The organism is Pseudolysinimonas sp., from assembly GCF_044239695.1.
In the GTDB taxonomy this organism is placed as follows: Bacteria; Actinomycetota; Actinomycetes; order Actinomycetales; family Microbacteriaceae; genus Pseudolysinimonas_A.
In genome coordinates this window covers 1-7,033 of the sequence record NZ_JBIIAW010000129.1, presented here as the reverse complement: position 1 = coordinate 7,033, position 7,033 = coordinate 1, and the positions used below count along the sequence as shown (strand labels likewise).

Sequence of the window (7,033 nt, the reverse complement as noted above, 5' to 3'; positions counted from 1 at the left end):
TGGATCGTCATCGGCTACGGCTTCACCGGTGACACCGCGGAGGATGCCCGCGCGCGCTTCCTCGCCGAGCCCGGTGCGGAAGCTCTCGACGCCGTGCAGGCGGGGCGCCTCATCCTGATCCCCTCCGCCGTCACCGGGGCCGGGCCGACCGCGGTGACGGGTGTCGAGCTGCTCACCGCCGGGCTCGATGGCTGACGACCACTCCGATCGCGATGACGGGGGCGTGGCCGCCCCCGTCATCGCGGGCCACGCGATCGAGGTCCGCCACGGGTCGCGCATCGCGCTCGGTCCGGTGGATGTCGTGATCGGCGCCGGCGAGACGGTGGCCTTGCTCGGCCCTAACGGTTCGGGCAAGACGAGTCTGCTGCGGGTGCTCGCCGGCATCTCCGCGCCCGACGCGGGCTCGGTCTCTCTGCACGGTCGACCGCTCGCCGGCATCCGGGCTCGCGAGCGGGCGCGGCTCATCGCGTCGGTCGCCCAGGACGAGTACACCGAGCTTCCCTTCACGGCACGCGACGTGCTGCTCCTCGGGCGCGGGGTCGCGACTCCGGAGTGGCGGCCCTACCGCCGTGCCGACCACGACTTCATCGAGACCCTTGCCGCGCGCTGGGAGATCGGCAGCCTCCTCGATCGCAGCCTCCGGGAGATGTCGGGCGGCGAGCGTCGCCGCGTGCTCATCGCCCGGGCGTTCGCGCAGGCCGCCGACGTGCTGCTCTTCGACGAGCCGACCAACCACCTCGATCTGCGGCACCAGCACGACCTGCTCGCCCACCTCGCAGATGGATCGGCGACGAGCGTCGTCGCCCTTCACGACATCGACCTCGCCCGTGCGTACTGCACCCGGATCGTACTGCTCGATCACGGCCGGGTGGTCGCCGACGGACACCCGGACGACATCCTCACCGCCGCGTTGGTGGAAGAGACCTATCGCGTGGCGGCACGCGACGTGGATGTCGAGGGCCGGGGGCGGGTCATCGTCGGGCGGTGACCCCCGCCGCACCGCGCACCGCGCACCTGCGCACCTCCGTGTCGATGTGCGCATACAGAAAGGGAACGCCATGACCGCGTCCGATAACCACCACCCGAGCCACAGCCACTACGAGAACTGGGAGGAGCAGCTCGTCGCCTTGGACGTCGAGGGCTCGCTCGCGCGACCGTGGCTGGCGTCGGCCGCGCACTGGGTCGTCGAAGGTCTCGACGTGCAGCGTGTCATCGACGCCGGGAGCGGCCCCGCGTACGCGTCCGTCGAGTTTGCCCTGAGGCAGCCGAACGCCATCGTCATCGCCGTAGACCCGACGCAGCCGTTCCTCGATCGCGGGTCGGTGGTCGCGGCCGAGGCGGGAGTCGCAGATCGGGTGGAACTCGTGCGCGGGCGTATCGACGACCTCGGGACACTCCCGGCGGCCGACATCGTGTGGGCCAGCCACGTCGTGCACCACACTCCGGATCCGGGCGCCGCCATCGCGGCCCTCGCCGCGAGCACGACCCCCGGTGGACGAGTCGCGATCGCCGAGGGGGGTCTCCCGATGCGCAACCTGCCGGGAGGCTACGGGGTCTCCGATCCCGGCCTCATGGCACGGCTCGAGGCTGAGCTTTCGCGGTACTACCGCGAGCGTTGGAACATGACCGATGCCGCGTTGTCGGGTGAGCGGGACTGGCCCGACCGGATGAGGGATGCGGGTCTCATCGATGTCGAGAGCCGCACTTTCGTGCTGGATCTGACGGCACCGGTCTCGCGGGTCGCTCGGCAGCACATCGTGCGGCATTTCGAACATGTACGGGATGCCGTTGGCACACGACTGCCCGAAGCCGATCGAGTCGCGCTCGATGTCCTGCTCGACCGCGAAGACCCACGCAGCCTCATCCGGCGGGCCGACCTGTTCCTGCTGTCCGCCAATACCGTGCACCGCGGGACCAGGGTGTGAGAGCGTGACAGACGAAGGCCCCCTCCGGAATCCGGAGGGGGCCTTCGCGTTGGACGACGAGGTCAGTGCTCGTCGTAGTGGTCGCCGTGCAGAGCGTGCCGGTGGTCATCGTGCACGAAGTCGATGTGACCGTCGTGCTCCACGGTCTCGTGGCCGCAGCCGTCGGTGTGTTCGTGGTCGGCGAGCGAATGCTCGGCGTGGGTCTCGTTCTCGGCCATGGGTATCCCTTCGTCGATACCGAGTCCACCACACATATAAAGATATTGCAATACGTTTATTTATTGAGAGTCGTTCTCGCCTGCGGTTTCGGACGCATGCGTCATGGCGTCTTCGACGATGTGCTGCACGTGCCGATCCGCTACTGAGTAGTGGGATTCGCGGCCCAGGCGCTCGACGCTGACGAGGCCGACCTCACGGAGTGACCGCAGATGCTGTGACACCAACGGCTGTGACATCCCCGTGGATCCCACGAGGGTCGTCACGGTCGCCCGCCCGTCGCGCAACGCGAGAAGGATGCTGAGACGCGACACCGAACCGAGCGCGCGGAACAGCTCCGCTACGGAGTCGAGTTCGCGCGTCATGGGTACATATAAGCAGGAGTGCATCCGATCTGACGCTCGCGGCGTCGCGCGACGCTGGGCGGGACGGATTTGACGCTTCGCCCTCACGTCACGCAGTATGGGGATACTGAGAATCAATATCAATAGCTGGAGACCATCCGGCCGACTGGAAAGTCCCCCATGCGCCGCTCCTTCGCCTCCGTCTTCGCACTTGCCCTCGCGGCGATGCTCTCTCTCCCCGGTACCCTGCCCGCTCTCGCGCAGACGAGCGCCTCGACGCTCACCGCCACCGTGTCCGACGGCGGGATGACGTTGACCGGCGCATCATCGGCGATCACCCTCGGCGAAGACGGATCGTTCGGCGGCGAACTCGTAATCGACCAGTCGCTGAGCGACGGCATCTCCGTCGAATCGCTTTCGCTCACGGTGCGGGACGTGGAGGGCCCCGGCGACGTCGACGTGACGGTAGGCGTCGCCGCCGCGCGGGTCGGCACCGCTGTCGCCGTCGGGCCGGGCGCGACTCAGCTCGGAGCCCGCTTCGACGCTCCGGGGCAGTACGCGGTCACGTTCGGGATGCACGGACAGCTCGCGACCATGACGGCCGAAGGCGTCTCGTCCACCCCCATCGACTCGAATGCGGTCGTGCTGTCGTTCGTCGTGCCGGCTCCGGTCGTACCGGACCCACTGCCGGAGGCCGACCAGGGTGCCGACGCGGAGGGCGACGAGGTAAGTCGTGCGGTCGGCGCTACCATCGGTCCGGCACCCGCCATTCCATCGCCCAGCTCCGAAGGGGCGGGCTCCGCTCCCGCCTCGCGTGAGTTGCGCATCCTCGCCGACGTGCACACTGACGCCGTGTCGACGTTCTCCGACGCGGGCGACTTCGCGCTCGGCACCAAGGCCGACGTCGATGGGGTGAACGGCACGCGCTTCGACCCGGAGACGGTGCGCTTCCATGTCGACGCAGACGCCGTCACCACGCTGCCCGCCGGCTTCGATTTCGTCGGGCCGGAGGGCTCGTCGGTCTGGATCGCGCCGGAGAGCAATCCGGGCGGCGACCTCCTCTGGCCGGGCTTCTCGACGGAGTCGGTGGCGGCAGGAGCTGTCGACGGCAACCAGACGACCTTCACCCTGACCGGGTTCAGCGGACCGGGCGATCTCGAGGTGTACACGGGTGGCGGGAGCTCCTCGGTGACCCGGCTCTGGTCGACGGATGAGGGCATCGCCGCGTTCACCGTTGGTCGGACCCACATGCACGCCAACTGGGCGTTCACCGCAGCCGGCAGCTATCGCCTGGCCGTCGAGGCGACCGCCACGATCTCGGGTTCGCCGGTCAGCGCCACCGCGGTGTACACCTTCGTCGTCGGTTCGTTGCCGGCGCCGATCGACACCACGACGACGCTGTCTGTGTCCGACGCTGAGATCACGACCGACGAGCAGGTCACACTGACCGCCACCGTGCAGCCGGCCGGCGTCGCCGGTCATGTCGAGTTCCGGGACGGAGCCACTGCGCTCTGGCACGCACCGGCCGTGGCGGGCGACATCACGTACACGACGACCCTGCCGGTCGGCGCGCGAGCGCTGACCGCCGCCTTCGTTCCCAGTGTGGTGCTCGACGCGGCCGCGTCGACCTCGACCGCGACCCCGGTCGCCGTCACGGCCCCGGGGGGCGAGGTCTTCGCGATTTCCGGGGTTCAGTCGTCTTACCAGCCCGGCGACCGGCTTGACGCCTCCATCGTGGGCCACACTCTCGGCGAAGGGCAGACTTACCGGTGGCTGATCCGCGCCATCGGACAAACGGGCTCCGACTACGTCTTCTACGGCGACGGCGATCGCACCGCCGCCGCGAACGGGCAGCTCACCCAGCTGCTCGGAGCCGACCGGGACGGCTACGAGATCAGCGCGCGATTGCGGCAGGGCACCACGAACGTCTCGCAGACCGCGTGGGTGGCCCTCGTCGTCGAGGATGCCGTCACTCCGGTCACCACCGCGTGGCCGGTCGGCGACCACTATGTCGGCGATGCTCTTCGACTCGTCCTCTCGGGAAGTGCCGACGACGGCGACTCCCTCCGGCTCGCAAACCGATACGGGAAGTCGACATGGGCAGCCTACGGGGCAGCGGCAGTGGAGGACTCCGAGCTGGTGCTCCGGCCCACCTCCAGTGTGACCGGTGCCACGTGGTCGGTGCAGACGGTGCGGGACGGGCTCGTCGTGGCGCAGTCCGCACCGTTCGTCGGCGACATCATTTCCCAGGAGGTCATCCTCGAGGGCATCCGAAGCGTGTACCGCGCCGGGCAGACGCTCGAAGCGACGGCCGGGCTGCACCCCGAGTTCCCTGGTGCACGGTATCGCTGGTCGTTGTTCGACGGCGCGACCTGGACCTTCACCGAGCTCGGGTCCGGGTCGACAGAGGCAGATCGCTCCATCGTGCTGCCGCTGACCGTGGAGGAGAACGGCGACACCCTGCTGTTCGAGGTGACCCGCACCTACGACGACGGCACCATCGGCACCTCGGCGTACGTGCAGCAGGTGCTCACGATCTCCGACGCGACGCCGGATGAGCAGTTGCTCTTTCCGGATGCGCTCGGGGGCCATTACCACCAGGGTTACGACATCAACCTTCGGCTGATCGCCGATCCCGAGATCGCCGATGACGATTCGGTGCGCTGGCAGTGGAAGTGGCCCGGGTCCGACGTCTGGTCCGACATTCCCGACGCCGCCAGCCGCAACGCGCAGTTGATCGCCGAGCAGGCGCTCGCCGAGGTCGAGGTGCGCGCGATCGTCACGCCCGCGGACGGCGGTGACCCGCTGATCAGCGACATCGCGACGATCCACCACGACGACCATGGCGGCGCAGCTCGTCAGGTGATCTCGGTCAGCGGCGAGACCGATGTCGACACGGGCGATCCCGTCAGCTTGACCGCGTCGAGCGCGGCGGCGACCGTCCTTACCGACGTGCGCTGGGAGCGCCGCGCTGCCGGCGCCGACGACTTCGAGATCGTCGAGGGCGAGACCGGCATGGTGCTGGCGTTCGACGCCGCAGAAGGGGACGACGGTGCCGAGTATCGCGCCTCGTTCGTCACCCCCGCGGGCGCCGTCGGCTACGGACCGTCGGCCGCCGTTGCGCTCGAGGTCGCCGCGCCGCGTGAGATGCCGCTGCGAGAGGTCGTGCTCGACAACGGCCACATCGACCTCTTCGAACTCACCTATGACGACGGACGTCTCGTGCTGCAGGTCAAGGACGACTCGAGGCTCTACGACCTCGACCATGCGTTCTGGGACCCGTCGCAAGTCACGATCGCCGTCGATCAGGCGCAGTCCGCGCTCGCCCTCGAGGAGCAGCTGGAGGGCTACGAGTTCCTCCCGGTGGGCGAGGAGTTCTACATCCTCGACTGGGTCCAGCAAGACGGCCTGCCATGGCCGGGCTGGAGCACCGAACGCCTGGCCGCCACTCTTCCGGCAGGCGTCGAGATCCCGCGGGAGCTGGGCGCCGTGCAGCTCGCCGTCGAGGTGACCGGACCCGGCGATGTGTTCATCTTCCAGTCCGACCTGACGGCGACCGACCGCTGGATCGACACGACCGACGGCCAGCCGGAGCTGATCCTCACCCAGCCCGATGTGCATTACCACACGACCTGGGTGTTCACGGAGCCCGGTGACTACGAGCTGGTGGTGACGCCGTCGGCGACCACCACCGCGGTCGGCACCCTCACGGGACCCGCCGAGAGCTACCACTTCCACGTCGGCCCCCGCCCCGTCGCGGGCCCGGTGGACGCTTCCGAGTTCGGCGCCTCGATCGGCGGGGTGCCGGCGGCTGTCGACGACGGGACCGATGTCGAACTCGCCCTGGTGCTCGCCGAACCGCGACCGGAGATCGCCGGCTACCAGTGGTACGGACCCGACGGCCGAAAGATCCCGGGAGCGACGGAGGCGACGCTCTCGACGACGGTCGACGTCTGGGACATGGTGACGCTTGCGCTCCTCGATTCCCGCGGGCGCATCCTCAGCGAGGTCTACGCCAACTTCCTGCCGGCGCCGAACGTGCCGCACGCTCCGTGGCCGCCTCTCCTCTCGCTGGACGAGGAGGGCGGAAACGACGTGACGACGTCATGGTATGCGCCCTTCGACGGGCTCTCCCCGATCACGGCTCACGATGTGAGGCTCACCTCGTCGACCGGTCAGACGGTGACGCAGCAGATCCCGCGACCCGATCCGGACGTCTACAGCTTCACCACGACGTTCGCCGACGTCCCGAACGGCAGCTGGACCGCCGCGGTGCGTGCGGTCAACGCCCTCGGGGCCGGACCCTGGTCGGAGCCGTCCCAAGCGGTCTCGATCGCGGTTCCACCGCCGCCGGGCTCTGCTGGTGATCGCCCGATCGCGCTCACGGAAGGGCACATCGACCTCTTCGAAGTGACCTATTCGGCGGATGCCGGCGGGCTGAAGCTGTCAGTGAAGGACGACTCGACCCGCTACGGCACGGGGTCGGAGTTCCACGAGCCCGAAGACGTCACCATCTGGGTCGACAGCGCACGCTCGGCGACCGTGGTG

At 68.9% G+C, this 7,033-nt stretch carries 6 protein-coding genes; 4 read left to right on the top strand and 2 right to left on the bottom strand.

All coding sequences use genetic code 11. The features are described from left to right. The 3 genes from ACILQS_RS14695 to ACILQS_RS14685 all read left to right on the top strand — a co-directional run. On the top strand, positions 1-195 hold a 195-nt coding region (locus ACILQS_RS14695), incomplete at its 5' end, for a hypothetical protein (protein WP_395640874.1). Between the two features lie 28 nt (positions 196-223). After that, positions 224-988, top strand: coding sequence for an ABC transporter ATP-binding protein (locus tag ACILQS_RS14690; protein WP_395640873.1), 765 nt, complete (start codon positions 224-226; stop codon positions 986-988). 70 nt (positions 989-1,058) lie between these two features. Further along, positions 1,059-1,925 (top strand): class I SAM-dependent methyltransferase, encoded by an 867-nt coding sequence (locus ACILQS_RS14685; protein ID WP_395640872.1) that lies wholly within the window; start codon positions 1,059-1,061, stop codon positions 1,923-1,925. Positions 1,926-1,987: 62 nt separating this feature from the next. Here ACILQS_RS14685 and ACILQS_RS14680 read toward each other — a convergent pair whose 3' ends face one another. Together ACILQS_RS14680 and ACILQS_RS14675 are read right to left on the bottom strand one after the other, a co-directional pair. Beyond that, positions 1,988-2,143: a zinc transporter permease gene (locus ACILQS_RS14680; RefSeq protein ID WP_395640871.1), complete on the bottom strand. Its 156-nt coding sequence runs from the start codon at positions 2,141-2,143 to the stop codon at positions 1,988-1,990. A 60-nt stretch (positions 2,144-2,203) separates the two neighbouring features. Continuing rightward, complete coding sequence (locus ACILQS_RS14675; RefSeq protein ID WP_395640870.1) at positions 2,204-2,506, bottom strand: ArsR/SmtB family transcription factor; 303 nt, start codon at positions 2,504-2,506, stop codon at positions 2,204-2,206. A 159-nt stretch (positions 2,507-2,665) separates the two neighbouring features. Here ACILQS_RS14675 and ACILQS_RS14670 point away from each other — a divergent pair. Next, a partial coding sequence (locus ACILQS_RS14670; RefSeq protein ID WP_395640869.1) for a choice-of-anchor M domain-containing protein occupies positions 2,666-7,033 on the top strand: 4,368 nt, incomplete at its 3' end.

Excerpts from the sequence above, each read along its gene's own strand:
- ACILQS_RS14685 (WP_395640872.1), top strand. The coding sequence starts at position 1,059 with ATGACCGCGTCCGATAACCACCACCCGAGCCACAGCCACTACGAGAAC.
- ACILQS_RS14680 (WP_395640871.1), bottom strand. The coding sequence starts at position 2,143 with ATGGCCGAGAACGAGACCCACGCCGAGCATTCGCTCGCCGACCACGAA.
- ACILQS_RS14675 (WP_395640870.1), bottom strand. The coding sequence starts at position 2,506 with ATGACGCGCGAACTCGACTCCGTAGCGGAGCTGTTCCGCGCGCTCGGT.